This is a genomic window from Streptomyces coelicoflavus (genome assembly GCF_045041415.1).
In the GTDB taxonomy this organism is placed as follows: domain Bacteria; phylum Actinomycetota; class Actinomycetes; order Streptomycetales; family Streptomycetaceae; genus Streptomyces; species Streptomyces coelicoflavus.
On sequence record NZ_CP108218.1, the window covers coordinates 5,551,519 to 5,577,577 of the forward strand.

Sequence of the window (26,059 nt, forward strand, 5' to 3'; positions counted from 1 at the left end):
GAGTCCCCGAAAGCGGCTCCAGCCCCGCAGGGAAACGTGAGACGGCCCGGCGCCGTCGTAAGACGAGCAGGTGGATACGTGACGAATCTGATGCCCTCAGCCGCCGGCGAGCCCTCCATCGGTGGCGGCCTCGGCGACCAGGTCTACAACCGACTGCTCGGCGAGCGGATCATCTTCCTCGGCCAGCCGGTCGACGACGACATCGCCAACAAGATCACCGCGCAGCTGCTGCTCCTTGCCGCCGACCCGGACAAGGACATCTTCCTGTACATCAACAGCCCGGGCGGTTCGATCACGGCCGGTATGGCGATCTACGACACCATGCAGTTCATCAAGAACGACGTGGTGACGATCGCGATGGGTCTCGCGGCCTCCATGGGACAGTTCCTGCTCAGCGCGGGCACCCCCGGCAAGCGCTTCGCGCTGCCGAACGCCGAGATCCTCATCCACCAGCCCTCCGCCGGCCTCGCCGGTTCGGCCTCGGACATCAAGATCCACGCCGAGCGGCTGCTGCACACCAAGAAGCGCATGGCCGAGCTCACCTCTCAGCACACCGGCCAGACGGTCGAGCAGATCACCCGCGACTCGGACCGCGACCGCTGGTTCGACGCGTTCGAGGCCAAGGAGTACGGCCTCATCGACGACGTCATCCCCACGGCCGCCGGCATGCCGGGCGGCGGTGGCACGGGCGCCTGAGCCATCCCGCCCCGCGCCGACCGCCTCAGCCCCTTTACAGGAGACACTGTGAACGACTTCCCCGGCAGCGGCCTGTACGACCGCTCGCGTGCCGAGTACACCGGCCCGTCCGCCGAGTCCCGCTACGTCATCCCGCGCTTCGTCGAGCGCACCTCGCAGGGCGTGCGCGAGTACGACCCGTACGCGAAGCTCTTCGAGGAGCGCGTGATCTTCCTCGGCGTGCAGATCGACGACGCCTCGGCCAACGACGTCATGGCGCAGCTGCTGTGCCTGGAGTCGATGGACCCCGACCGGGACATCTCGATCTACATCAACAGCCCCGGCGGCTCCTTCACCGCGCTCACGGCCATCTACGACACGATGCAGTACGTGAAGCCGGACATCCAGACGGTGTGCATGGGCCAGGCCGCCTCCGCCGCCGCCGTCCTGCTGGCCGCCGGTACGCCCGGCAAGCGCATGGCGCTGCCGAACGCCCGCGTCCTGATCCACCAGCCGTACAGCGAGACCGGCCGCGGCCAGGTCTCCGACCTGGAGATCGCCGCCAACGAGATCCTGCGGATGCGCTCGCAGCTGGAGGAGATGCTGGCCAAGCACTCCACCACGCCGGTCGAGAAGATCCGCGAGGACATCGAGCGCGACAAGATCCTCACGGCCGAGGACTCGCTGGCCTACGGCCTGATCGACCAGATCATCACCACCCGGAAGATGGACAACTCCTCTCTCCGCTAGGCGGGAGGCTGTATCGTCTGCCGCTCCTTGGCACGGTTTGACGCGATTCACGTCAAAGGGAACCGTGCCAAGGGGGGCCCGGACGAGGGTCCCGGCAAGGTACCGTCGGACATAAGGCAGCACCAGGAGTCCGCTGCGCGTTGACGCGACGTCGACGTCCAGGAGTCTCCCAGGCGAAGGGGAAGCACACCGTGGCACGCATCGGTGACGGCGGCGATCTGCTCAAGTGCTCGTTCTGCGGGAAGAGCCAGAAGCAGGTCAAGAAGCTCATCGCAGGGCCCGGTGTGTACATCTGCGACGAGTGCATCGACCTCTGCAACGAGATCATCGAGGAAGAGCTGGCGGAGACCAGCGAGGTCCGCTGGGAGGAGCTCCCGAAGCCCCGCGAGATCTACGAGTTCCTCGAGAGCTACGTGGTCGGCCAGGAGGCGGCCAAGAAGGCCCTCTCCGTCGCGGTGTACAACCACTACAAGCGGGTCCAGGCCGGCGAGAACGGCGGCGCCCAGGGCCGCGAGGACGCCATCGAGTTGGCGAAGTCCAACATCCTCCTGCTGGGCCCCACGGGCTCCGGCAAGACCCTCCTCGCCCAGACCCTCGCCCGCATGCTGAACGTCCCGTTCGCGATCGCCGACGCCACGGCGCTCACCGAAGCGGGGTACGTCGGCGAGGACGTCGAGAACATCCTGCTGAAGCTGATCCAGGCCGCGGACTACGACGTCAAGAAGGCCGAGACCGGGATCATCTACATCGACGAGATCGACAAGGTCGCGCGGAAGAGTGAAAACCCCTCCATCACCCGCGACGTGTCGGGCGAGGGCGTCCAGCAGGCCCTGCTGAAGATCCTCGAGGGCACCACGGCCTCGGTCCCGCCGCAGGGCGGACGCAAGCACCCGCACCAGGAGTTCATCCAGATCGACACGACGAACGTCCTGTTCATCGTGGGCGGCGCGTTCGCGGGCCTGGAGAAGATCATCGAGGGCCGCGCGGGTGCCAAGGGCATCGGCTTCGGCGCGCAGATCCGCTCCAAGCGGGAGATCGAGTCCAAGGACCAGTTCGAGCAGGTCATGCCGGAGGACCTGGTCAAGTTCGGCATGATCCCCGAGTTCATCGGCCGGCTGCCCGTCATCACCTCGGTCCACAACCTCGACCGCGAGGCGCTCCTCCAGATCCTGGTCGAGCCGCGCAACGCGCTCGTCAAGCAGTACGAGCGCCTCTTCGAACTCGACGGCGTCGAGCTGGACTTCGAGCGCGAGGCCCTGGAGGCCATCGCCGACCAGGCCATCCTCCGCCAGACCGGCGCGCGCGGCCTGCGCGCCATCATGGAGGAAGTCCTCCAGGGCGTGATGTACGAGGTCCCGTCCCGCAAGGACGTGGCCCGCGTCGTCATCACGGCGGACGTGGTCCTCTCCAACGTCAACCCGACGCTCATTCCCCGGGATTCGCGGGGGCGCGGCTCGGGCGAGCAGAAGACGGCGTAGCCGGCCACGCACGACGTACGCGGGAGGGGCCCGGTCGAATGAATCGACCAGGCCCCTCCCGCGTTGTCGTCGGTGGCGCGTCAGGACTTGACGCGGACCTCGTCCCGCAGCTTCTTGGTGATGTCGATCGCCTTCTCCTTGCCGACCCCGGTACCGGCGTTGTCGCCGGGGGAGACCATGGCGATCGTGCTGTAGTCGGCCCAGGCGCAGAACCAGTCGGTCGACTCCTTCTTGGTGAGCGCGTTGGTGGCCTTGGTCGACTGGCACTTGGCGACCGTGCCGTCGATCTCGACCTCCTCGGGCTCGCCGACCAGCTCGGCGTTCTGCATGCCGCCACTGTCGCTGGTGGAGCTGTCCTTGACTTCCTTCTGGATGTTGGCGAAGAACTTGTCCAGGGTCGCCTCGGGGTCGTCGATCTTGCCGTAACCGCCCACCATCGTGAAGCCCTTGGCGGTCAGCAGCTCCGACTGGTCGGGGATGGTGGTGGGGTCCTTGGGGTCGTAACCACTGAAGTCGGCGGTCGACCACTGCCCGATCACGGCGGTGCCTTCCTTGACGCCGCTCTTCTCCATGTCCTTCGCGGTGTCGGAGTCACCGCTCTCCTGGCCCTGGACCTTCGTGTACTCGCCGAGCGCCTTCGCGGGCGTCGTCAGCTTGTGCGCGCCGTCGTCCTCCAGGCCGCCCGCGCCACCGCCCCCGCCGAACACGAAGTACGCGCCCACGCCGATCGCCGCCACGACGGCGACCGCGCCGATGATCAGGCCGGTCTTCTTGCCGCCGCCGCCCGCCGCCGGGGGCTGCGGCATGCCGTAGGGCTGCTGGCCGTACGGCGGCTGCTGACCGTACGGGGGCTGCTGGCCGTAGCCGGGCTGCTGGCCGTACGGCGGGTTCTGCGGCGGGACGCCGCCCTGCTGGGGCTGCTGCGGGTAGCCGTAACCCGGCTGCTGCGGGGGAGGCGTCTGCTGGGGGTAGCCGTAGCCGGGCTGGGGGGCCTGCGGCGGTTGCTGGCCGTACGGACCCGGCTGCCCGTACGGTCCGGGCTGCTGGGGCTGCCCGCCGTACGGGCCTGGCTGGTTGTGACTCATTCGGGTTCCCCCTCAGATGCTTTACGTGGTTCTGACATCCTGACTCAGGCCCGGCGGGCGCAGGTCACCGGGGGCCGCACCGTTACAGAAGAAACGCGTTTCGGGACCGGGCCGTGACGCCCGTAAACTGACCCCCGTGACCGAGAACTCTCAGCAGCCGCAGCCCGCACCCAGCACCGAACTGCCGACCCAGTACACGCCGGCCGAGGTAGAGGGGCAGCTGTACGAGCGCTGGGTGGAACGGGGTTACTTCGAGGCCGACGCGAAGAGCGAGAAGCCGCCGTACACCGTCGTCATCCCGCCGCCGAACGTCACCGGAAGCCTGCACCTCGGGCATGCCTTCGAGCACACGCTCATCGACGCCCTGACCCGCCGCAAGCGCATGCAGGGCTACGAGACGCTGTGGCAGCCCGGCATGGACCACGCCGGCATCGCCACGCAGAACGTCGTCGAGCGCGAGCTGGGCAAGGAGGGCAAGTCCCGGCACGACCTCGGCCGGGAGGCCTTCGTCGAGCGCGTCTGGCAGTGGAAGAGCGAGTCCGGCGGGCAGATCAGCGGCCAGATGCGCCGCCTGGGAGACGGCGTCGCGTGGTCGCGTGAGCGGTTCACCATGGACGAGGGGCTCTCCCAGGCCGTCCAGACCATCTTCAAGCGGCTCTACGACGACGAGCTGATCTACCGCGCCGAGCGCATCATCAACTGGTGCCCGCGCTGCCTGACCGCGATCTCCGACATCGAGGTCGAGTACCAGGACGACGACGGCGAGCTGGTCTCCATGAAGTACGGGGAGGGCGACGAGACCATCGTCGTCGCCACCACCCGCGCGGAGACGATGCTCGGCGACACCGCCGTCGCGGTCCACCCCGAGGACGAGCGCTACAAGCACCTGGTCGGCAAGCTCATCAAGCTGCCGCTGACCGACCGTTCCATCCCGGTCGTCGCCGACGAGCACGTCGACCCCGAGTTCGGCACCGGCGCCGTCAAGGTGACGCCCGCCCACGACCCGAACGACTTCGAGATCGGCCAGCGGCACGGCCTGCCCGCCATCGCCGTGATGGACGAGCACGCCGTCATCACCGCCCACGGCCCCTTCCAGGGCCAGGACCGGCTCGAGGCCCGCTCCGCCATCGTCGCCGCGCTGCGCGCCGAGGGCCGGATCGTCGCCGAGAAGCGGCCCTACGTCCACTCCGTCGGCCACTGCTCGCGCTGCAAGACCACCATCGAGCCGCGCCTGTCCATGCAGTGGTGGGTCAAGGTCGGCCCGCTGGCCAAGGCCGCCGGTGACGCCGTGCGCGACGGCAAGGTCAAGATCCACCCGCAGGAGATGGAGAAGCGGTACTTCGACTGGGTCGACAACCTCCACGACTGGTGCATCTCGCGCCAGCTGTGGTGGGGCCACCGCATCCCGGTCTGGTACGGGCCGAACGGTGAGGTCGTCTGCGTCGGCCCGGACGAGCAGCCGCCGACCGGCGAGGGCTGGTACCAGGACTCCGACGTCCTGGACACCTGGTTCTCCTCCGGCCTGTGGCCCTTCTCCACGCTCGGCTGGCCCGAGCAGACCGAGTCGCTCGCGAAGTTCTACCCGAACTCGGTCCTGGTCACCGGCTACGACATCCTCTTCTTCTGGGTCGCCCGGATGATGATGTTCGGCCTCTACGCGATGGACGGCACCCCGCCGTTCCACACCATCGCCCTGCACGGCATGGTCCGTGACCAGAACGGCAAGAAGATGTCCAAGTCCTTCGGGAACGTCGTGAACCCGCTGGACTGGATGGACAAGTACGGCTCCGACGCCCTGCGCTTCACCCTCGCGCGCGGCGCCAACCCGGGCGTCGACGTCCCGATCGGCGAGGACTGGGTCCAGGGCTCCCGGAACTTCGCCAACAAGATCTGGAACGCCACGCGCTTCGCGCTGATGAACGGCGCGACGGTCGAGGGCCCGCTGCCGGACGCGTCGAAGATGTCGTCGACCGACCGCTGGATCCTCTCCCGCCTGAACTCGGTCGTCGCCGAGGTCGACGCGTACTACGAGGACTACCAGTTCGCGAAGCTCTCCGACGCCCTGTTCCACTTCGCCTGGGACGAGGTCTTCGACTGGTACGTCGAGCTGTCCAAGACCACCTTCCAGGCGGGCGGCGAGGCGGCCGAGGTCTCCAAGCGCGTCCTGGGCGAGGTCCTGGACGTGACGCTGCGTCTCCTCCACCCGGTCGTCCCGTTCGTCACGGAGACGCTGTGGACGACGCTCACGGGGGGTGAGTCGGTCGTCATCGCCGAGTGGCCGTCCGACTCGGGCTTCCGGGACGCGGCCGCCGAGCGGGAGATCGAGACCGTCCAGTCCGTCATCACCGAGGTCCGCCGCTTCCGCGCCGACCAGGGGCTCCAGCCCGGCCAGCGGGTGCCGGCCCGGCTGACCCTCGCGGGCAGCGCGCTCGCGGCCCACGAGGCGGCCGTCCGGCAGCTGCTGCGGCTCCAGCCGGAGGGCGACGCCTTCACGGCGACGGCGACGCTGCCGGTCGCGGGCGTCGAGGTGGCCCTCGACCTCTCCGGGGTCATCGACTTCGCCGCCGAGCGCAAGCGGCTGGCGAAGGACCTCGCCGCCGCCGAGAAGGAGAAGGCCCAGGCCAACGCCAAGCTCGGCAACGAGGCGTTCCTGGCGAAGGCGCCGGACCACGTCGTGGACAAGATCCGGGGCCGCCTGGCCAAGGCGGACGAGGACATCACCCGCATCACCGCCCAGCTGGAGAAGCTGCCGGTGGCGTAGACGCCGTTACGTCAAGAAGGCCCCCGGTACCGTGCTGGCGCCGGGGGCCGTCACTTGCCCAGGGGCGCGGGGAACTGCGCGACCGGCCACAACGGCGCCGCACTCGCCGCGAGACCTCAACCACCCCACTCCGTCGGCGCCCCGGGAGGCAGTCGCGCAGCCCGGCGCTGACGGGGTGCCGCCGCGCCCACCCGTGCCGCCCCAGCGGCACGACTGCCCGCAGCGGCGGGTACGTAGACTGTCCCCGTGAGCGACAACCCCGGCCAGAACGACCAGCCCGACCCCTCCGACCCCCTCGACTCCTTCGACTCCTTCGACGAGATCATCGACGCGGAGACCACCCGCGACCCCGACCTCGCCGTCATCGAGGCCGGCAGCCGCACCCTCCGCACCCAGGGCGGCCCCCCGGAGGCCGACGTCCCCGGGCGCCCCGAGGACCCCGAGGTGGACGCGGCCCTGCGCGCCGTCGAGACGGAGCTGGCGACCCGCTGGGGCGAGACCAAGCTGGAGCCGTCCGTCACCCGGATCGCCGCGCTGATGGACGTACTGGGCGAGCCGCAGCGCTCGTACCCCTCCATCCACATCACCGGGACCAACGGCAAGACCTCCACCGCCCGCATGATCGAGGCCCTGCTCGGCGCCTTCGAGCTGCGCACCGGGCGCTACACCTCGCCGCACGTGCAGTCGATCACCGAGCGGATCAGCCTGGACGGGGCGCCGATCTCCGCCGAGCGGTTCGTCGAGACGTACGAGGACGTCAAGCCGTACGTCGAGATGGTCGACGCGCAGCAGGAGTACCGGCTGTCGTTCTTCGAGGTGCTGACCGGCATGGCGTACGCGGCCTTCGCCGACGCGCCCGTGGACGTGGCCGTAGTCGAGGTCGGGATGGGCGGCTCCTGGGACGCCACCAACGTCATCGACGGGGACGTCGCCGTCGTCACCCCCATCGACCTGGACCACACCGACCGGCTCGGCGAGACGCCCGGCGAGATCGCGGTCGAGAAGTCCGGCATCGTCAAGCAGGACGCCACCGTGATCCTGGCCCAGCAGCCGGTGGACGCGGCGCAGGTGATGCTGAAGAAGGCCGTGGACGTCAACGCCACCGTGGCCCGCGAGGGGCTGGAGTTCGGCGTCGTCGCCCGCGAGGTCGCCGTCGGCGGGCAGCTGGTGACGCTGCGCGGGCTCGGCGGCGAGTACACCGAGGTCTACCTGCCGCTGCACGGCGCCCACCAGGCGCACAATGCGGCGGTCGCGCTGGCCGCCGTCGAGGCGTTCTTCGGCGTCGGCGCGCAGCGTCCCGACCCGCTGGACGTCGACACCGTGCGCAAGGCCTTCGCCGCCGTCGCCTCACCGGGGCGGATGGAGGTGGTGCGGCGTTCACCGACCGTGGTGCTCGACGCCGCGCACAACCCGGCTGGGGCCCGCGTCACCGCCGAGGCGGTGGGGGAGGCCTTCCAGTTCAGCCGGCTCGTCGGGGTGGTCGGCACCAGCGGCGACAAGGACGTGCGGGGGCTGCTCGAGGCCTTCGAGCCGGTCTTCGCCGAGGTCGTCGTCACCCAGAACTCCAGCCACCGCGCGATGGACGCCGACGCGCTGGCCGCGGTCGCCGTCGAGGTCTTCGGCGAGGACCGCGTCCAGGTCGAGCCGCGGCTGCCGGACGCCCTGGAGGCCGCGATCACGCTGGCCGAGGAGGAGGGCGAGTTCGCGGGCGGCGGTGTGCTCGTCACCGGTTCCGTCATCACCGTCGGCGAGGCCCGACTGCTCCTGAGGAGGGGCTGAGTAACCGTGCGTACGCTCTGTGCTTCGACGCTGATCGGCGAGTTCTTCGTGATCGGCTTCGCCGGACTGGTCGCCATGAAGGACCCGGACCTGTCCACGGCGACGGTGTGGACGGTCAGCGGCATCGCGATGCTCCTCAGCGTGCTGCTGTGCGGGGTCATCACCCGGCCCGGCGGTGTCGCCCTCGGCTGGGCGCTGCAGGTCGCCCTGATCGCCGCCGGTTTCGTCGTGCCGACCATGTACTTCCTGGGCGCGATCTTCGCCGCCCTGTGGTGGGCCTCCGTGCACTACGGGCGGAAGATCGACGAGGCGAAGGCGAGGTTCGCCGCCCAGGCCGAGGCCTCCGCGCCCGACCCCGCCTGAAGGCGCCGGACGGTGACCGGGGCGGCCGGGGGCCGGCGGACCCGGTAGGCCTGACGCTGCGTGACCGGGGCCGCGACACGCCCGGTAACCTCAGTCATCACCCGCACGACACATCTCGAACATCTCCAAGGGAGCCCTCGTGACCCAGCGCAGCCTCGTCCTCCTCAAGCCCGACGCCGTCCGTCGTGGCCTGACCGGCGAGATCATCAGCCGTATCGAGCGCAAGGCCGGCTGGCAGATCACCGCGCTGGAACTGCGCACCCTGGACTCCGAGACGCTGGAGCAGCACTACGGCGAGCACAAGGGCAAGCCGTTCTACGAGCCGCTGGTCGAGTTCATGGCGTCCGGGCCGGTCGTGGCGATGGTCGTCGAGGGCGAGCGGGTCATCGAGGGCGTGCGCGCGCTGGCCGGCCCGACCGACCCGATTGCCGCGGCCCCCGGCTCCATCCGGGGCGACTTCGGTGTGATCGTCCGCGAGAACCTGATCCACGCCTCCGACTCCGAGGAGTCCGCCGAGCGCGAGCTGAAGATCTTCTTCCCGGGCCGGGTCTGATCCGTCTGGTCCGATGCGTCAGGTTCGATGCGTCTGGTCCGATGCGTCAGGTCTGATCCGTCAGGTCTGATCCGTCAGGTCCGATCCGTCGGGTCGGAGCCGGATACGTCTTGGGGACACGCCGGAGAGGCTTTTTTTCTGACACCGCGTCAGTCGAATGGACCGGGCGGAGCCGGGGCGGTCGCGTAAAAGCGACCGCCCTGTGGCATATGCGCGCCTGTTCGGGGGAACGGATCCCACCGTTGGCCCGTCTCCACAAGCGAGGCGGTGCGCCATCTGCTGACAATGGCGAAGACCCTCGCGCAGTGTTCGCGAAAGCGCGTCTACGATGGAAGCCTCCACGCGTCACTGCACCCACTTCGCCTACCTGAAAAGCCCTCAAAAGCTCCTGGGAAGGCCAGTCGAATCCTGATGGGGAACTCAATGTCGTTCATCGGCCGTGACATGGCTGTCGACCTCGGGACCGCCAACACGCTGGTGTACGTCAGGGGTCGCGGGATCGTACTCAACGAGCCGTCCGTCGTCGCGATCAACACCAACACCGGTGGCATCCTCGCGGTCGGCGCCGAAGCGAAGAAGATGATCGGGCGCACGCCCGGCAACATCGTTGCCGTGCGCCCGCTGAAGGACGGCGTCATCGCCGACTTCGAGATCACCGAGCGGATGCTCCGCTACTTCATCCTGAAGATCCACAAGCGGCGGTATCTGGCTCGGCCGCGGGTCGTCGTCTGTGTGCCCTCGGGCATCACCGGCGTCGAGCGCCGCGCCGTCATCGAGGCGTCGTCCCAGGCCGGCGCCCGACAGGTGCACATCATCGAGGAGCCCATGGCCGCGGCCATCGGCTCCGGCCTGCCGGTCCACGAGGCCACGGGCAACATGGTGGTGGACATCGGCGGCGGCACCACGGAGGTCGCGGTCATCTCGCTCGGCGGCATCGTCACGGCCCAGTCCATCCGCGTCGCGGGTGACGAGCTGGACAACGCGATCATCCAGCACGTGAAGAAGGAGTACAGCCTTCTGCTGGGTGAGCGCACGGCCGAACAGATCAAGATCACGATCGGTTCGGCGTACGACCTCGACTCCGACGAGCACACCGAAATCCGCGGCCGGGACCTCGTCTCCGGGCTGCCCAAGACCGTCGTCATCTCCGCCGCCGAAGTGCGCAAGGCGATCGAGGAGCCGGTCAACGCCATCGTCGACGCCGTCAAGACCACCCTCGACAAGTGTCCGCCGGAGCTGTCCGGCGACATCATGGACCGGGGCATCGTCCTGACCGGCGGCGGCGCGCTGCTGCGCGGGCTCGACGAACGGCTGCGCCGGGAGACCGGAATGCCGATCCACATCGCCGAGGACCCGCTCGACAGCGTCGCGCTCGGCAGCGGCAAGTGCGTCGAGGAGTTCGAGGCACTCCAGCAGGTGCTGGACGCCTCGCCGCGCAGATGACGTAACACTTCGGTTCCGCCGTACGAGACGATCTCCTCTCGTGCGGCGGATCGTTGATATAGAGGGTTGCGGTAGCGGATGCGGTGAAGTGCCCGATGCGCCGCACACGCCCGAAGTACCGCATCCCCGAATTCCTGAACACCGCCACGTACATTCCGAGATTCCCGAATTTCGACGAGGAAGGCACGGCCGCCGCACGTGAGGGACACGAAAGAGAGCCGGCTGCTCCTGGTACTGCTGATCGCCATCGCGTTCGCACTGATCACGGTGGACATCCGCGGTGGGGAGGACTCACCGGTCGACGGTGCCCGGCAGGCCGCGGCCACCGTCTTCGGCCCGATCGAGAACGGGGTGTCGTCCGCGGTCGACCCGGTCGGCAACGCCGTCTCCGCGATCCGCGACTCCGGCGACCGGCACGACCGGCTGGCGCAGCTGGCGACGGAGAACGCGGCGCTGAAGGCGAAGCTCGGCAGCGACGAGCGCGGCCGCAGCCGGCTCAAGCAGTTCGACAAGATGCTCGGACTCGCCGGAGCCGGGCAGTACGGCATCAAGGGCGCCCAGGTCATCGCCATAGGAGCGGCCCAGGGCTTCTCCTGGACCGTCACCATCGACGTCGGCGCGAACGACGGCATCGAGCGCGACATGACCGTCCTCAACGGCGACGGCCTCGTCGGCCGCGTCACCACCGTCGGCCCGAACACCGCCACCGTGCTGCTCGCCAACGACCCGGACTTCACCGTCGGCACCCGGATGGAGTCCGGCGACGAACTCGGCTTCGCATCCGGCCAGGGCAGCCGCCCGCTGCGCGTCGAACTCCTCAACGGCAAGGCCGACGTCAAGAAGGGCGACCGCCTCGTCACCTTCGGCTCCCAGGCCGACAAGCCCTTCGTGCCGGGCGTGCCCGTCGGCACCATCACCCGCGTCGACCCCAACGGCGGCGACCTGACCCGCATCCTCGACGTCACGCCGTTCGTCAGCTTCACCAAGCTCGACATCGTCGGCGTCGTCGTCCAGGCCCCGGCGAAGGACCCGCGCGACACGGTGCTCCCGGAGAAGAAGCAGCCCGAGCCCACACCGACCGTGACGGTGACCGTGACCCCCGGGGCCGACCCCGAGGGCCAGGCCCAGGACGGCGGGACCGGTCAGAACGACGCCACCGGTCAGAACGGGACCGGTCAGAACGACGCCACCGGTCAGAACGACCAGACCGACCAGCAGAACGAGCAGACCGAGCCGTAGGAGCCTTCACCCCATGCGCGTCAACCGGATCCTGCTGTCCGTCGCCCTGGTCGTCGTCGCCCTGGTGATCCAGGTGAGCGTCCTCGCCCGCCTCCACCTGCCCGGCGCCGTCCCCGACCTGCTGCTGCTCACCGTCCTCGGCCTCGCCCTGGTCTACGGCCACGTCGGCGGCGCCCTCGTCGGCTTCGGCGCCGGACTCCTCGCCGACCTCGCCCCGCCCGCCGACCACGCCGCCGGCCGCTACGCCCTCGTGCTCTGCGTCATCGGCTACCTCGCCGGCCTCGCCAAACCGGACAACGGACGGCTCCGCTCGGCCACCGGCCCCATGGTCGTCGTGGTCGCCGCCGCCGTCGGCACCACCCTGCTCTACGCCGGCGTCGGCGCCCTCGTCGGCGACACCGCCGCCCGCCATGTCGGCCTGCCCAGCCTGCTGTTCACGGCCGCCCTCTACGACCTGCTGCTCGCGCCCTTCGTCGTCCCCGGCATCATGGCGCTCGCCCGCCGCGCCGACAACGACCCGCTGGCCGACACCAACTCCGCCGCCCAGAGCCCCGACATCTCCTCCGGCTGGCTCTCCGGCGGCACCGGCCTGCGCATCGGCAGACAGCGCAACGCCCTGCGGGTGAAGACGGCCCGCGCCCGCGTGGCCCGCGCCGGACGCATCAAGGGGGTCAAGCGCCTGTGAGGACGCGGCAGCACACCAGGAGCACACACCTCACGAGGGGGAGGCAGTAGAGCAGTGACCCACTCCCACCCGTCGCCCACCACCACCCTCAACCGGACGGGCCGCGCCCATGACTAACATTCCGGAGACCGGCCGCAGCACCCGCGTCCAGACCCGGCTCGTCGTCATCCAGGTCCTCGTCCTCTCCCTCCTCGCCACCCTCGGCGGCCGGCTCTGGTACCTCCAGATCCGCCAGGGCGACGAGTACGCCGCGGAGGCCTCCGGAAACCACGTCCAGCAGGTCGTCCAGCCCGCCACCCGCGGCTCGATCCTGGACGCCCGCGGCGTCGCCCTCGCCGACAACGAGACCCGGCTGGTCGTCTCCGCCTCCCGCACCGACCTGCTGAAGATGAAGGACGACGGCAAGGCCGTCCTCACCAAGCTCGCCGGCGTCCTCGGCATGAAGCCCCAGGACGTCATCGACAAGGTCCGCCTCTGCGACGCCGAGACCCCCCAGCCCTGCTGGAACGGATCGCCCTACCAGCCGATCCCGGTCACCGACGAGGCCACCGTCAAGCAGGCGCTTCAGATCCGCGAGCGGGCCGAGGACTTCCCCGGCATCACCGCCGAACCCATGGCCGTACGCCGCTACGCCGCCCCCGGCAAGTCCAACACCGCCCAGGTCCTCGGCTACCTCTCACCGGTCACCGACGAGGAGCTGAAGAAGGCCGAGGACACCGACTCGCCCTACCTGCGCTCCGACCAGGTCGGCCGCTCCGGCCTGGAGCGCCAGTACGACAAGGCGCTGCGCGGCAAGGCCGGCGTCACCCGCTACGAGGTCGACAACCTCGGCCGCGTCATCGGCGAGGCCGAGTCCGACCCCGGCACCCCCGGCGCCAACCTCGTCACCAGCATCGACGCCCGCGTCCAGCGCGTCGCCGAGTACGAGCTGAACGAGGCGATGAAGGCCGCCCGCAAGGAGATGGACCGCAACACCAACCGGCTCTACGAGGCCGACGCCGGCGCGGTCGTGGTGATGGAGGCCAAGACCGGCCGCGTCGTCGCCATGGCCTCCAACCCCGACTACGACCCCAACGCCTGGGTCGGCGGCATCTCCGCCAAGGACTACAAGAAGCTCACCGGCAAGGACTCCAACTACCCGCTGCTCAACCGCGCCACCCAGGGCCAGGCGGCCCCCGGCTCCATCTTCAAGGTGGTCTCCTCGGCCGCCGCGGTCGAGGCCGGCTACGAGTTCGACGGCAGGTACGACTGCTCCAGCGCCTACAACGTCGGCGGCCAGGTCTTCAAGAACTTCGAGTCGGCCAGCTACGGCCCGATCAGCCTCGGCCGCGCCCTGGAGCTCTCCTGCGACACCGTCTTCTACCGCCTGGCCCACCAGGAGTGGAAGAAGGACGGCGGGATGAACCCCAAGGACCCCAACGACTACTTCTACAAGGCCGCCCACCAGTTCGGCCTCGGCGCCAAGACCGGCATCGACCTCCCCAACGAGGTCTCCGGCCGCGTCCCCGACCGCCAGTGGAAGCAGGACTACTGGGAGGCCAACAAGGACGCCTGGTGCAAGTCCGGCAAGAAGGACGGCTCCTACGTCGAGAAGATCGCGTACGAGAACTGCCACAGCGGCAACAAGATGCGCGCCGGTGACTCCATCAACTACTCCATCGGCCAGGGCGACACCCTCGTCACGCCCATCCAGATGGCCACCATCTACGCGGCCATCTCCAACGGCGGCACCATGTACGACCCGAGCATCGGCAAGGCGATCGTCAGCCCCGACGGCAAGACCGTCCGCGAGATCGAGCCCACGGCCCACGGCAGGCTGCCCATAAGCAAGACCACGCTGGCCAAGATGGACGAGGCCCTCGCCGGCGTCGCCAGCCGGGGCACCGCGGCCTGGCGGTTCGCCCAGGTCGGCTGGCCGCAGGACAAGATCCCGATGCACGCCAAGACCGGTACCGCCGAGGTCTACGGCAAGCAGACCACGTCCTGGTTCGCTACGTACACCAAGGACTACTCGATCGTCATGACGATCTCCCAGGGCGGCACCGGCTCCGGCGCCTCCGGCCCGGCCGTCCGCAACATCTACGACGCCCTGTACGGCGTCTCCGACGACGGCGACATCGACCCCAAGAAGGCGCTCCTGCCCAAGCCGCAGGCGAGCCTCCCGAAGATCAAGACGGACGGCACCATCCTCTCGCCGAAGATGCCCAAGGACGTCGTCAAGGAGCTCCAGCCCGACGAGAAGGCCTCCCCGGACGAGGAGTACGCCCCCGTCGAGGAGGGCGACCAGCCCGCGACTACCCCCAACCAGAACGGGGAGAACCGCGACACCCGCCGCCACCGACGGCGAGGCGGCGCACGCGGCGCCGGGCGCGGCGCCCGGCCGGGCGGCAGGGGAAGAAGCCGGAGGGCACGCGCATGACCGGCAACAGCTTCCAGGTCTCCGGCTACGGCCCCGACAAGGCCGGCTGGACCCGCCTCCTCGCCCGGGACTCGATGGCCCGGCGGCTCGACTGGCCGATACTGCTGGCCGCCGTGGCGCTCTCCCTCATGGGCTCGCTGCTCGTCTACTCCGCCACCCGCAACCGCACCGAACTCAACCAGGGCGACCAGTACTACTTCCTCACCCGGCACCTCCTGAACACCGGCATCGGCCTCGCCCTGATGGTCGCCACCGTCTGGCTCGGCCACCGCGCCCTGCGCACCGCCGTGCCGCTCCTGTACGGCTTCTCGGTGTTCCTGATCCTGCTGGTGCTCACCCCGCTCGGCTCGACCATCAACGGCGCCCACTCCTGGATCAAGCTCCCCGGCGGCTTCTCGTTGCAGCCCTCGGAGTTCGTGAAGATCACGATCATCCTGGGCATGGCGATGCTGCTGGCCGCCCGCGTCGACGCCGGGGACCGGCCGCACCCCGACCACCGGACCGTGCTCCAGGCCCTGGGCCTGGCCACCGTGCCGATGCTGATCGTGATGCTCATGCCCGACCTCGGGTCGGTCATGGTCATGGTCATCATCGTGCTCGGCATCCTGCTCGCCTCCGGCGCCAGCAACCGCTGGATCTTCGGCCTGCTCGGCGCCGGCACCGCGGGCGCGCTCGCCGTCTGGCAGCTCGGCATCCTGGACGACTACCAGATCGCCCGCTTCGCCGCCTTCGCCAACCCCGCCCTCGACCCCGCGGGCGTCGGCTACAACACCAACCAGGCCCGCATCGCCATCGGCTCCGGCGGACTCACCGGCTCCGGCCTCTTCGAGGGCTCCCAGACCACCGGCCGCTTCGTCCCCGAGCAGCAGACCGACTTCGTCTTCACCGTCGCCGGCGAGGAACTGGGCTTCCTCGGCGCGGGCCTCATCATCGCCCTGCTCGGCGTCGTCCTCTGGCGCGCCTGCCGCATCGCCCGCGGCACCCCCGACCTGTACGGGACGGTCGTCGCCGCCGGAATCGTCGCCTGGTTCGCCTTCCAGACCTTCGAGAACGTCGGCATGACCCTCGGCATCATGCCGGTCACCGGCCTGCCCCTGCCCTTCGTGTCCTACGGCGGCTCCTCCATGTTCGCCATCTGGATAGCGGTCGGCCTGCTCCAGTCGATCACCGTGCAGAGACCGATGTCGGCGTAGACCGGCACCCGGGGCCCGAGCGGTACGGCACCCGGGGCGTGAGCGGTACGGCACCCGGGCGTGAGCCGTACGGTGCCCGAGGAGCGAGCGGTAGGGGGGACCGGTCCGGCCGGGTTAGGCTGGATGGTCCCCCTTGTCAGCACACGAAGGTCCCGTGAGATGCCTGCCGAAGCCTCCCCGGCCGCCGAGTCCGTGTTCCCGCAGCTGGAAGCCCTGCTGCCGCATGTGCAGAAGCCGATCCAGTACGTCGGCGGAGAGCTGAACTCCACGGTCAAGGACTGGGAGTCCTGCGACGTCCGCTGGGCCCTGATGTACCCCGACGCCTACGAGGTCGGCCTGCCCAACCAGGGCGTCATGATCCTCTACGAGGTGCTCAACGAGCAGCAGGGCGTCCTCGCCGAGCGCACCTACAGCGTCTGGCCGGACCTCGAGGAGCTGATGCGGGAGCACTCCGTCCCGCAGTTCACCGTCGACGGCCACCGCCCGGTCGGCGCCTTCGACGTGTTCGGCCTCTCCTTCTCCACGGAGCTGGGCTACACCAACATGCTCACCGCCCTGGACCTGGCGGGCATCCCGCTGGAGGCCAAGGACCGCGGGATCGACGACCCGATCGTCCTGGCCGGCGGCCACGCGGCCTTCAACCCCGAGCCGATCGCGGACTTCATCGACTGCGCGGTCATCGGCGACGGCGAGCAGGCCGTCCTGGAGGTCACCGCGATCATCCGCGCCTGGAAGGCCGAGGGCCGCCCGGGAGGCCGCGAGGAACTCCTCCTGCGCCTGTCGAAGACCGGCGGCGTCTACGTCCCCGGCTTCTACGACGTCGAGTACCTCCCCGACGGCCGCATCGCCCGCGTCGTCCCCAACCGCTCGGGCGTCCCGTGGCGCATCTCGAAGCACACCGTCATGGACCTCGACGAGTGGCCCTACCCCAAGCAGCCCCTCGTCCCGCTCGCCGAGACCGTCCACGAGCGCATGTCGGTGGAGATCTTCCGCGGCTGCACCCGCGGCTGCCGCTTCTGCCAGGCCGGCATGATCACCCGCCCCGTGCGCGAGCGCTCCATCACCGGCATCGGCGAGATGGTCGACAAGGGCCTCAAGGCGACCGGCTTCGAGGAGGTCGGCCTGCTGTCCCTCTCCTCCGCCGACCACACGGAGATCGCCGACGTCGCCAAGGGCCTCGCCGACCGGTACGAGGAGGACAAGATCGGCCTGTCCCTCCCCTCCACCCGCGTCGACGCCTTCAACATCGACCTGGCCAACGAGCTGACCCGCAACGGCCGCCGCTCCGGCCTCACCTTCGCCCCCGAGGGCGGTTCCGAGCGCATCCGCAAGGTCATCAACAAGATGGTCTCGGAGGATGACCTCATCCGCACCGTCGCGACGGCCTACGGCAACGGCTGGCGCCAGGTGAAGCTGTACTTCATGTGCGGCCTGCCCACCGAGACCGACGACGACGTGCTCCAGATCGCCGACATGGCCACCCGCGTCATCGCCAAGGGCCGTGAGGTCTCCGGCTCCGGCGACATCCGCTGCACCGTGTCGATCGGCGGCTTCGTCCCCAAGCCCCACACCCCCTTCCAGTGGGCCCCGCAGCTCTCCGCCGAGGAGACCGACGCCCGCCTCCAGAAGCTCCGCGACAAGATCCGCGGCGACAAGAAGTACGGCCGCTCCATCGGCTTCCGCTACCACGACGGCAAGCCCGGCATCGTCGAGGGCCTCCTCTCCCGCGGAGACCGCCGCCTCGGCGCCGTCATCCGCGCCGTCTACGACGACGGCGGCCGCTTCGACGGCTGGCGCGAGCACTTCTCCTACGACCGCTGGATGGCCTGCGCCGACAAGGCCCTGGAGCCCACCGGCGTCGACGTCGACTGGTACACCACCCGCGAGCGCGGCTACGAGGAGGTCCTGCCCTGGGACCACCTGGACTCCGGCCTCGACAAGGAATGGCTCTGGGAGGACTGGCAGGATGCCCTCGACGAGACCGAGGTCGACGACTGCCGCTGGACCCCGTGCTTCGACTGCGGCGTCTGCCCGGCGATGGACACCGAGATCCAGGTCGGCCCGACCGGCAAGAAGCTGCTGCCGTTGACGGTCAAGGGCACCGCTCCGACCGGCTGATCGCGTGAGACCGTAGGCGGGTTCGCCGCTCGTCCGCTCGGAGCGGTGGGGCCGCTGGACGTCTCCTGGCAACGACGCATGGCCGACGCTGCTGTGGTCGGTCAGGGCGTCACCGCCGAGGTGCTCTCCGTGGACGTGGAGGAGGGCCGGGTGTGGCTGTCGATGGCGGCCACCGAGAACCCGGAACTCTGGGCGTTTCTCAAGCGGCTCCGTGCCGGCCGGCGGCTGGCCGGCACGGTGGCGGCAGACGGCATCGAGGGCTTGGTGCACCTGTCCGAGCTGAGCGCCGGGCCCGTGGAGGGGCCGGAGGACGTGGTGCGGGTGGGCGAAGAGATCACCGTCGTCGTCACGGTCATCGACCGCGAGCGGCGCCGGCTGTCCCTCTCCCTGCGGGCCGCGGCTTAATCGCTCGGCACGCCACCCGGGAGGAACTAACGTCCGTCGCATGACAGCTTCTGATCCTCCCCCGCGTCTCGGCAGTCTGACCTTCCACGGGCCGCTCTCCGAAGACCGCGCCGGGCGCATGGTCGCGCGGCTCGCCGCCGCCTCGCCCGCGACCGTCCTCGACATAGGCTGCGGCTGGGGCGAACTGCTGCTCCGTGTCCTGGAGTCCGTCCCCGGGGCGAGAGGCGTGGGCCTGGACATCAACGCCGAAGACCTGGCCAGGGGCAGAGACCTCGCGAAGGAGCGCGGACTCGCCGACCGGGTCGAGTTCGTGGAGGAGTCGGCCCTCGGCACGCCGCGCGGACCCGTGGACGCGGTGCTCTGCCTGGGATCCGGCCAGGCGCTGTGCGACCCGGGGCAGCCGTACGACCCCGGTGCCGTGCTGCGCGAGCTGCGCCGGCTGGTCCGCCCGGGCGGCCGTGTCGTGCTCGGCGAGGGGTTCTGGGAGCGCTCGCCGTCGGAGGCGGAACTCGCGGCGATGTGGCCCGGAGCTCACGCCGGCGATCACCTCGAGCTCGGACCGCTGGTCGACCTCGCCGTCGAGTCGGGCTTCCGCCCGGCCTGGATCGAGTCGGCGAGCGGTGAGGAGTGGGAGGAGTTCGAGTCCGGCTACCGCCACGACACGGAGCTCTGGCTCGCCGCCCACCCGGACCACCCCCTGGCCGCCGAGACCCGGGAACGGGTCGACGGCCAGCGGTCGTCCTGGGTCAACGGCTACCGCGACGTCCTCGGCATCGCGTACCTGACCCTGGTGCCGGTCACCGGGACCTGAGTGAGGACGCCCCACGGGATCCGAACCGGGTCCCGCGGCGTCCTTGGGGGCATGGTGGACGTGGAGAAGGCGCCCGGCGCGGGGCCGGGGGAAGAGCCGGTGCGCCGGGCGGACGCCGAGGGATGTCTGGCCGTGGCGGTCCGGATTCCGGTGCGGATCGTCGCGCTGGTGCTGGTCGTGCCGGTGCGCATGGTGTGGGACGCGCTGGCCGTCGTGGGGCGGTTCCTGCGGGACACGGTGCTGCGTCCGGTCGGTCGGACGCTCGGGTGGCTCGGCCGGGCGCTCTTCGTGTGGCCGCTGGTCGCGTTGTGGCGGTACGGCGTCGTGCCGCTCGCCAAGGGCGTGGGACGGCTGGGGAACGTGCTGCTCGTCGTACCGGCGGTCTGGCTGTACCGGTGGGTGCTGACACCGGCCGGGCACGTGCTCGCCCGGTTCCTCACATGGGTGGGCGCGGTGCTCGCGGCGATCGGGCGCGGGCTGTACGCGGGTGTGGCGTGGCTCGCGCGGTACCTGCTCGTCGTGCCGGGGGCGTGGCTGTACCGGTGGGTGCTCACTCCGGCCGGGCACGCGCTCGCCCGGTGCGGCAGGGGGTTGGCGTGGTGCTGCGGGCAGGTGGCGCGGGGTGTGGGGCTGGTCGTCACCGGTGTCGGGTTCGTCCTGTACTGGACCGTCCGGGTGCTGCTGGTGCTGCCGGCCCTCGCCGTGTGGCGGTGGGTGCTCGTCCCCGTCGGCCGGGCCCTGGCCGTCGTCGGGCGGGAGGTCGCGGACGCGGTCGGGCACGCCTGGCGGATCGCCGGGCACCTCTCGCGTGCCGTCGGGCGGTTCCTCGGCACGCTCCTGCGGTGGACCGTGGTGGAGCCGGTGCGGTGGGTGTACCGGAGCGTGCTGACCCCGGTGGGGCACGCCGTGCGGGATGCCGTCCTGCGGCCCCTCGCCGAGGCGGGGCGTGGTGCGGGGCGGGCGGTGCGGCAGGCGCTCGCCTCGGCCCGGATCTCCGTCCGGCAGGCCCGTGCCGACGTGCGGCGCATGCTCTTCGGGGAGCCCGCGGAGCGGCAGCCGGTGGACCGGCGGGAACCATCCGCCGCAGAGACACGTACTCTTGGTAGCAGTACGACCGCTCTCACGAAGGACTGAACGACACTGGGCAAGCGACAGCCCGTAGGCCCGCCGCCCGTTCCCGCGGTGCAGCGCATCCGACTGCGTTACACCAAGCGCGGCCGCCTCCGGTTCACCAGCCACCGTGACTTCCAGCGCGCCTTCGAGCGTGCGCTGCGCCGCGCCGAGGTGCCCATGGCGTACTCGGCGGGGTTCACCCCGCACCCGAAGGTGTCGTACGCCAATGCCGCACCCACCGGCACGGGCAGTGAGGCGGAATACCTGGAGATCGCGCTGACCGAGGCGCGCGACCCGGAGCGGCTGCGGCTGCTCCTCGACGCGTCGCTGCCCACCGGGCTCGACGTCGTCGACGCGGTCGAGGCCCGGACCTCCGGGCTCGCCGACCGGCTGACGGCCTCCGTGTGGGAGCTGCGGCTGGACGGTGTGGAGCCCGCCGAGGCCGAGAGGGCCGTCGCGGCCTTCGACGCGGCCCCGGTGGTGGAGGTGCAGCGCCGTACGAAGAACGGCGTCCGTACCTTCGACACCCGCTCCGCCGTCGCACACCTGGAGAGCGTCACCACGCACGGTTCACCGGCTGATAGGCCGACCGACCGGCCCTGTGCGATACTGCGGCTGGTTGTTCGGCACGTGACGCCTGCCGTACGACCCGACGACGTCCTGTCCGGTCTTCGCGCCGTGGCCGACCTGGCGCCGCCGGTCCCCGCAGCGGTGACCAGGCTGGCGCAGGGGCTGTTCGATGAAGAGACCGGTGCGGTGACCGACCCGCTCGCGCCCGACCGCGAGGCAGAAGCGCCCGAGCCGCAACCGGCCGCCGCTTCCGCCGCCGCGAAGGCGTCGGCGTAAGGAAGGTTCCGCGTAGGGACGGACGTCGTAGCGCCGCCCTCGAACTCGGGAGCCACCTGGGTCGGGCAGCGCACCGACCACAAGACTTTCGCCAGGCCGTGCACGACAAGGGGTACGGAACCGGCGAGACAAGACACGGATGAGCTTCCGAGCGGCGCCCGCGCCCCGGACGGCGGCGACCGCGCACCGCGCGAGCCGCGGACGTCACCGGCGGTCGACATGTCGATGCCGGACCAGGCGCGGCGCCCGGGAGCCTGACGGGAGAAACCCCCGCATGCTCGAACCGACCGAACCCACCGAGTCGTCGACCACCTCGACGGACTCAGAGTCGAACACCCCCAGCGACACCCTGCCGCCGCGCCGCCGGCGCAGGGCCGCGTCCCGCCCGGCGGGTCCGCCGTCCGGTGGATCCGAGGCGCCCGCGGAGACCGTCGCGCCCGCCGAGCCGGCCCCCGCCGAGGCGGCCGAGGCCCCCGCGCCGGCTCCGGAGGCCGCCGCCCCCGCCCGGCCGCGGCGTCGTGCGGTACGCCGTGCGTCCGCGCCCGCCGGGGCTCCCGCGCCCGCGGAGACGGCCGAGACCGTCGTGCCCGCGGCCCCCGCCGCCGAGACGCCGGCGCAGGCCGAGGAGCCTGCCGGGACCGTCGAGGCCGCCACCGAGGACGCCGCGCCCAAGGGGCGTACCCGGCGTCGCGCCACGCGCAGCGTGACCTCGGCCGCCGAGCCGGCCGCCGCCGTGGCCCCCGAGCCCGTCGCGGCCCCCGAGCCCGTCGAGGCGCCCGCCGCGCAGGAGACCGAGGCCGAGGCCGAGAGCGCCGCGCCGAAGGGCCGTACCCGGCGTCGTGCCACGCGGCGGGTGTCCGCCCCGGCCGAGGCGCCCGCCGAGGCCACCGCCGAAGCGAGCGAACCCGAGTCCGCGGCGGCCCCCGAGCCCGCGAAGGCCGTGAAGAGCACGAAGGCGGCGAAGACCACGCAGGCCGCGGAGCCCGCCGCGCCGGCCGAGACCGCGGAGTCCGGCGACGATGCCGCCCCGCGTCGTGCGCGCCGCCGGTCCACCCGTAAGGCCGCCTCCGGGTTCGCCGCCCCCGCGCAGACCGCCGGGGTGTCCGACGAGGCGGACGCGCCCAAGCGCCCGTCGCGTCCCGCGGTCGCCGTGTTCCAGGCGCCCGTGTTCGCCGAGCCCCAGTTCCAGACGCCCGAGCGGGCCGCGGCCGAGGCCGCCGCCGAGGCGGCCGGTGCCGAGCCGGTGAAGCCGGCCGAGGAGAGCGCCCAGGCCCCCGAGGAGCAGCCGGCCGGCTCGCGCCGCCGCCGCAAGCGCCGGGGTGCCGCCGCCGAGGAGGCCGCCGAGGAGCGGGCCACCGTCGCCGTCACGCGCAGCGAGCCCGAGGCCGAGCCCCAGGCCGCCGACGAGCCCGAGGCCGAGACCGAGTCCGACGCGTCGGGCGACGACCACGACGACGCCGACGGCTACGAGGAGTCCGGCTCGCGCCGGCGCCGTCGCCGGGGCGGCCGTCGCCGCCGCCGGGGTGACGCCGCCGACGGCGACCTGACGGACGGCGAGGTCGAGCACACCGACGCCGAGCAGGCCGACCGGGCCGATCAGGACGCTGCGGACACCGCCGAGCAGGCGGAGGAGGACGCCGAGGAGAGCGAGGAGACCTCCGGCGAGAGCGGCGGGTCCAGCAGCAGCCGGCGCCGTCGTCGCCGTCGCCGCCGGGCCGGGGACGGCTCCGGCGAGGGCGACTCCTCCGCCGACGACCCCGAGCGCACCGTCGTCAAGGTCCGCGAGCCGCGCCCCGCGCGGGAGAAGAGCGAGCCGTCCGACGAGGTGCAGTCCATCAAGGGCTCCACCCGTCTGGAGGCCAAGAAGCAGCGCCGCCGCGAGGGCCGCGAGCAGGGCCGCCGGCGTGTGCCGATCATCACCGAGGCCGAGTTCCTGGCCCGCCGCGAGGCCGTCGAGCGCGTCATGGTCGTCCGCCAGCACGGCGAGCGCACCCAGATCGGCGTCCTGGAGGACGGGGTGCTCGTCGAGCACTACGTCAACAAGGAGCAGGCCACCTCGTACGTCGGCAACGTCTACCTCGGCAAGGTGCAGAACGTGCTGCCGTCGATGGAGGCCGCCTTCATCGACATCGGCAAGGGCCGCAACGCCGTCCTGTACGCCGGTGAGGTCAACTTCGAGGCGCTGGGCATGGCCAACGGGCCGCGCCGCATCGAGTCCGCCCTCAAGTCCGGCCAGTCGGTCCTCGTGCAGGTCACCAAGGACCCGATCGGTCACAAGGGCGCCCGCCTGACCAGCCAGGTCTCGCTGCCCGGCCGCTACCTGGTCTACGTGCCCGAGGGCTCGATGACCGGCATCAGCCGCAAGCTGCCCGACACCGAGCGTTCCCGCCTGAAGTCGATCCTGAAGAAGATCGTCCCCGAGGACGCGGGCGTCATCGTGCGCACCGCCGCCGAGGGCGCCAGTGAGGACGAGCTGCGCCGCGACGTCGAGCGGCTCCAGGCGCAGTGGGAGGACATCCAGAAGAAGGCCAAGGGCGGCAGCGCCGGCGCGCCCACGCTGCTGTACGGCGAGCCGGACATGACCGTCCGGGTCGTGCGGGACATCTTCAACGAGGACTTCTCCAAGGTCGTCGTCAGCGGCGACGACGCCTGGCAGACCATCCACGGCTACGTGTCGCACGTGGCGCCGGACCTCGCCGAGCGGCTGTCCAGGTGGACCAGCGAGGTCGACGTCTTCGCGACGTACCGGATCGACGAGCAGCTCGCCAAGGCGCTGGACCGCAAGGTCTGGCTGCCCAGCGGCGGTTCGCTGGTGATCGACCGGACCGAGGCGATGATCGTCATCGACGTCAACACCGGCAAGTTCACCGGTCAGGGCGGCAACCTCGAGGAGACGGTCACCAGGAACAACCTGGAGGCGGCCGAGGAGATCGTGCGCCAGCTGCGGCTGCGCGACCTCGGCGGCATCATCGTCATCGACTTCATCGACATGGTCCTCGAGTCCAACCGGGACCTGGTGCTGCGGCGTCTGCTGGAGTGCCTGGGCCGGGACCGGACCAAGCACCAGGTCGCCGAGGTGACCTCGCTGGGCCTGGTCCAGATGACCCGCAAGCGGGTCGGCCAGGGTCTGCTGGAGTCGTTCTCGGAGACCTGCGTCCACTGCAACGGCCGCGGTGTCATCGTCCACCTCGACCAGCCGTCCGCGGCCGGTGGCGGCGGCGGTGGCAAGCGCCGCAAGCGGGCACGGGCCGGGGCCGACCAGCCGCACGAGCACGAGGCCGTCGCCGGGGTCGAGACCGGGCCGACGCCGGAGCAGGAGGCGGACACCGAGTCCGAGGCCGAGGTCGCCGCCGAGGTGGCCGAGCCGGTCGCCCTCCCGGCGCCCGACTTCAGCGCGGACGAGGAGCTGTACAGCAGCGCCGCCGAGGCCGAGGCCGCCGCCACGCGCGGTCGCGGCCGGCGCCGCGCGAGCCGTCGGGCGTCCGCTCCGGCGGGCGCGCCCAAGGCCGCCAAGGGCGAGACGGCGAACGCCGGGACCGCCAAGGGCGAGACGGCCGGGAGCGAGACGGCGAAGGCCGAGGCCGTGCCTGCCGAGGTGCCCACCGCGCAGGACGTCACGGTGAAGGACGAGGTCGAGCGTCCCGTGCGGCGCGAGCCCGCCGCCGAGGTGCTGGCCGAGCCCGCAGCCGTCGAGGACGCCGTCTCCGGCGCCCCGGCCCCGGCTCCGGCCGAGTCCCCGGCGCCCGCGTCGGACGAGGCCGCGCCCAAGGGCCGTACCCGCCGCCGGGCCACCCGGAAGGTGTCCGCACCGACCGGTTCGCCCGAGGGTGCCGAGGCCGCCGTACTGACGGTCCCGGAGACGGTCGGCACGGTGGCCCAGGTGGCCGAGCAGCCCGCCGAGCCCGAGCAGGCGCCGCAGGCCCCGGCCGCCGCGGAGACGGCCGAGGCGGCCGAGAGCGCGGCCCCGGCCCGTCCGCGGCGCCGCGCGGTGCGCAAGCCCACGACGTCCACCGCGTCCGAGGAGGCGGCCGTCACGGTCGTCCCGTCGGCCGCGGCGGACGCCCCGGAGGCGGAGGGCGCCGAGGAGGCGGCCCCGGCCAAGAAGGCGGCGGCCCGCAAGACGGCCAAGAAGGCGACGGCGAAGAAGGCCGCCACCAAGAAGACCGCGGCCAAGAAGACGACGACCGCGAAGAAGGCCACCGCCAAGAAGGCAGCCAAGACGACGACTGCCAAGACGACGACCGCCAAGAAGGCCACGGCCAAGAAGACGGCGTCGAAGAAGACCGCGGCGGCCGCCCAGCAGGCACCGTCGTCGGTCACGGCCGCCACCGACGAGGGCTGAT

The 26,059-nt window shown here is 71.2% G+C and carries 19 protein-coding genes; 18 read left to right on the forward strand and 1 reads right to left on the reverse strand.

Annotated features, from left to right (window positions below; genetic code table 11):
- Positions 1-90 precede the first annotated feature (90 nt).
- The 3 genes from OHA99_RS24750 (at position 91) to clpX (ending at position 2,903) form a co-directional block, all read left to right on the forward strand.
- A complete protein-coding gene (locus OHA99_RS24750) occupies positions 91-696 on the forward strand; it encodes an ATP-dependent Clp protease proteolytic subunit (RefSeq protein ID WP_051005918.1) in 606 nt (201 codons plus the stop codon).
- Between the two features lie 48 nt (positions 697-744).
- Entirely contained in the window at positions 745-1,425 is a 681-nt protein-coding gene (locus OHA99_RS24755; protein ID WP_007449830.1) for an ATP-dependent Clp protease proteolytic subunit, read from the forward strand.
- Between the two features lie 191 nt (positions 1,426-1,616).
- Positions 1,617-2,903: an ATP-dependent Clp protease ATP-binding subunit ClpX gene (gene clpX, locus OHA99_RS24760; RefSeq protein WP_007449827.1), complete on the forward strand. Its 1,287-nt coding sequence runs from the start codon at positions 1,617-1,619 to the stop codon at positions 2,901-2,903.
- An 80-nt stretch (positions 2,904-2,983) separates the two neighbouring features.
- Here the strand turns inward: clpX and OHA99_RS24765 are convergent, their stop codons facing one another.
- On the reverse strand, positions 2,984-3,988 hold the full coding sequence (locus OHA99_RS24765; RefSeq protein ID WP_405697886.1) for a hypothetical protein: 1,005 nt from the start codon (positions 3,986-3,988) through the stop codon (positions 2,984-2,986).
- Between the two features lie 136 nt (positions 3,989-4,124).
- Between OHA99_RS24765 and OHA99_RS24770 the strand changes: the two genes are divergently transcribed.
- The 15 genes from OHA99_RS24770 (at position 4,125) to OHA99_RS24840 (ending at position 26,058) form a co-directional block, all read left to right on the forward strand.
- Positions 4,125-6,749: a valine--tRNA ligase gene (locus OHA99_RS24770; RefSeq protein ID WP_405697888.1), complete on the forward strand. Its 2,625-nt coding sequence runs from the start codon at positions 4,125-4,127 to the stop codon at positions 6,747-6,749.
- 246 nt (positions 6,750-6,995) lie between these two features.
- Complete coding sequence (folC, locus tag OHA99_RS24775; RefSeq protein WP_405697890.1) at positions 6,996-8,528, forward strand: bifunctional tetrahydrofolate synthase/dihydrofolate synthase; 1,533 nt, start codon at positions 6,996-6,998, stop codon at positions 8,526-8,528.
- A gap of 6 nt (positions 8,529-8,534) precedes the next feature.
- On the forward strand, positions 8,535-8,891 hold the full coding sequence (locus OHA99_RS24780) for a DUF4233 domain-containing protein (protein ID WP_381584163.1): 357 nt from the start codon (positions 8,535-8,537) through the stop codon (positions 8,889-8,891).
- A 139-nt stretch (positions 8,892-9,030) separates the two neighbouring features.
- Positions 9,031-9,444, forward strand: coding sequence for a nucleoside-diphosphate kinase (ndk, locus tag OHA99_RS24785; protein WP_164251073.1), 414 nt, complete (start codon positions 9,031-9,033; stop codon positions 9,442-9,444).
- A gap of 423 nt (positions 9,445-9,867) precedes the next feature.
- A complete protein-coding gene (locus OHA99_RS24790) occupies positions 9,868-10,887 on the forward strand; it encodes a rod shape-determining protein (RefSeq protein ID WP_007449816.1) in 1,020 nt (339 codons plus the stop codon).
- A gap of 198 nt (positions 10,888-11,085) precedes the next feature.
- Entirely contained in the window at positions 11,086-12,126 is a 1,041-nt protein-coding gene (gene mreC / locus OHA99_RS24795) for a rod shape-determining protein MreC (RefSeq protein ID WP_153179865.1), read from the forward strand.
- A gap of 13 nt (positions 12,127-12,139) precedes the next feature.
- Positions 12,140-12,811 (forward strand): rod shape-determining protein MreD, encoded by a 672-nt coding sequence (gene mreD, locus OHA99_RS24800; RefSeq protein ID WP_007449813.1) that lies wholly within the window; start codon positions 12,140-12,142, stop codon positions 12,809-12,811.
- A gap of 109 nt (positions 12,812-12,920) precedes the next feature.
- Positions 12,921-15,230 (forward strand): penicillin-binding protein 2, encoded by a 2,310-nt coding sequence (gene mrdA, locus OHA99_RS24805; RefSeq protein WP_405697894.1) that lies wholly within the window; start codon positions 12,921-12,923, stop codon positions 15,228-15,230.
- Positions 15,227-16,423 (forward strand): rod shape-determining protein RodA, encoded by a 1,197-nt coding sequence (gene rodA / locus OHA99_RS24810; protein WP_153179868.1) that lies wholly within the window; start codon positions 15,227-15,229, stop codon positions 16,421-16,423. The genes mrdA and rodA overlap by 4 nt, the downstream gene beginning before the upstream one ends.
- 159 nt (positions 16,424-16,582) lie before the next feature.
- A complete protein-coding gene (locus OHA99_RS24815) occupies positions 16,583-18,541 on the forward strand; it encodes a TIGR03960 family B12-binding radical SAM protein (RefSeq protein WP_366471879.1) in 1,959 nt (652 codons plus the stop codon).
- 78 nt (positions 18,542-18,619) lie between these two features.
- A complete protein-coding gene (locus tag OHA99_RS24820) occupies positions 18,620-18,946 on the forward strand; it encodes a S1 RNA-binding domain-containing protein (RefSeq protein WP_405697896.1) in 327 nt (108 codons plus the stop codon).
- A gap of 40 nt (positions 18,947-18,986) precedes the next feature.
- On the forward strand, positions 18,987-19,757 hold the full coding sequence (locus OHA99_RS24825; protein WP_405697898.1) for an SAM-dependent methyltransferase: 771 nt from the start codon (positions 18,987-18,989) through the stop codon (positions 19,755-19,757).
- Positions 19,758-19,808: 51 nt separating this feature from the next.
- Positions 19,809-20,891 carry a hypothetical protein gene (locus OHA99_RS24830; protein WP_405697900.1) on the forward strand — a complete coding sequence of 361 codons (1,083 nt, stop codon included), beginning with the start codon at positions 19,809-19,811 and terminating at the stop codon, positions 20,889-20,891.
- 48 nt (positions 20,892-20,939) lie between these two features.
- A complete protein-coding gene (locus OHA99_RS24835; RefSeq protein ID WP_405697902.1) occupies positions 20,940-21,716 on the forward strand; it encodes a TIGR03936 family radical SAM-associated protein in 777 nt (258 codons plus the stop codon).
- Between the two features lie 274 nt (positions 21,717-21,990).
- The gene (locus OHA99_RS24840) at positions 21,991-26,058 is read left to right on the forward strand and encodes a ribonuclease E/G (protein WP_405697903.1); all 4,068 of its coding nucleotides are present in this window, start codon (positions 21,991-21,993) and stop codon (positions 26,056-26,058) included.
- Position 26,059: the final 1 nt, after the last annotated feature.

Bases quoted from the DNA above. Each gene is read 5' to 3' on its own strand.
- OHA99_RS24750 (WP_051005918.1), top strand. From the start codon at position 91: ATGCCCTCAGCCGCCGGCGAGCCCTCCATCGGTGGCGGCCTCGGCGAC.
- OHA99_RS24765 (WP_405697886.1), bottom strand. From the start codon at position 3,988: ATGAGTCACAACCAGCCAGGCCCGTACGGCGGGCAGCCCCAGCAGCCC.
- OHA99_RS24790 (WP_007449816.1), top strand. From the start codon at position 9,868: ATGTCGTTCATCGGCCGTGACATGGCTGTCGACCTCGGGACCGCCAAC.
- mreD (WP_007449813.1), top strand. From the start codon at position 12,140: ATGCGCGTCAACCGGATCCTGCTGTCCGTCGCCCTGGTCGTCGTCGCC.
- mrdA (WP_405697894.1), top strand. From the start codon at position 12,921: ATGACTAACATTCCGGAGACCGGCCGCAGCACCCGCGTCCAGACCCGG.
- rodA (WP_153179868.1), top strand. From the start codon at position 15,227: ATGACCGGCAACAGCTTCCAGGTCTCCGGCTACGGCCCCGACAAGGCC.
- OHA99_RS24815 (WP_366471879.1), top strand. From the start codon at position 16,583: ATGCCTGCCGAAGCCTCCCCGGCCGCCGAGTCCGTGTTCCCGCAGCTG.
- OHA99_RS24820 (WP_405697896.1), top strand. From the start codon at position 18,620: ATGGCCGACGCTGCTGTGGTCGGTCAGGGCGTCACCGCCGAGGTGCTC.
- OHA99_RS24825 (WP_405697898.1), top strand. From the start codon at position 18,987: ATGACAGCTTCTGATCCTCCCCCGCGTCTCGGCAGTCTGACCTTCCAC.
- OHA99_RS24830 (WP_405697900.1), top strand. From the start codon at position 19,809: ATGGTGGACGTGGAGAAGGCGCCCGGCGCGGGGCCGGGGGAAGAGCCG.
- OHA99_RS24840 (WP_405697903.1), top strand. From the start codon at position 21,991: ATGCTCGAACCGACCGAACCCACCGAGTCGTCGACCACCTCGACGGAC.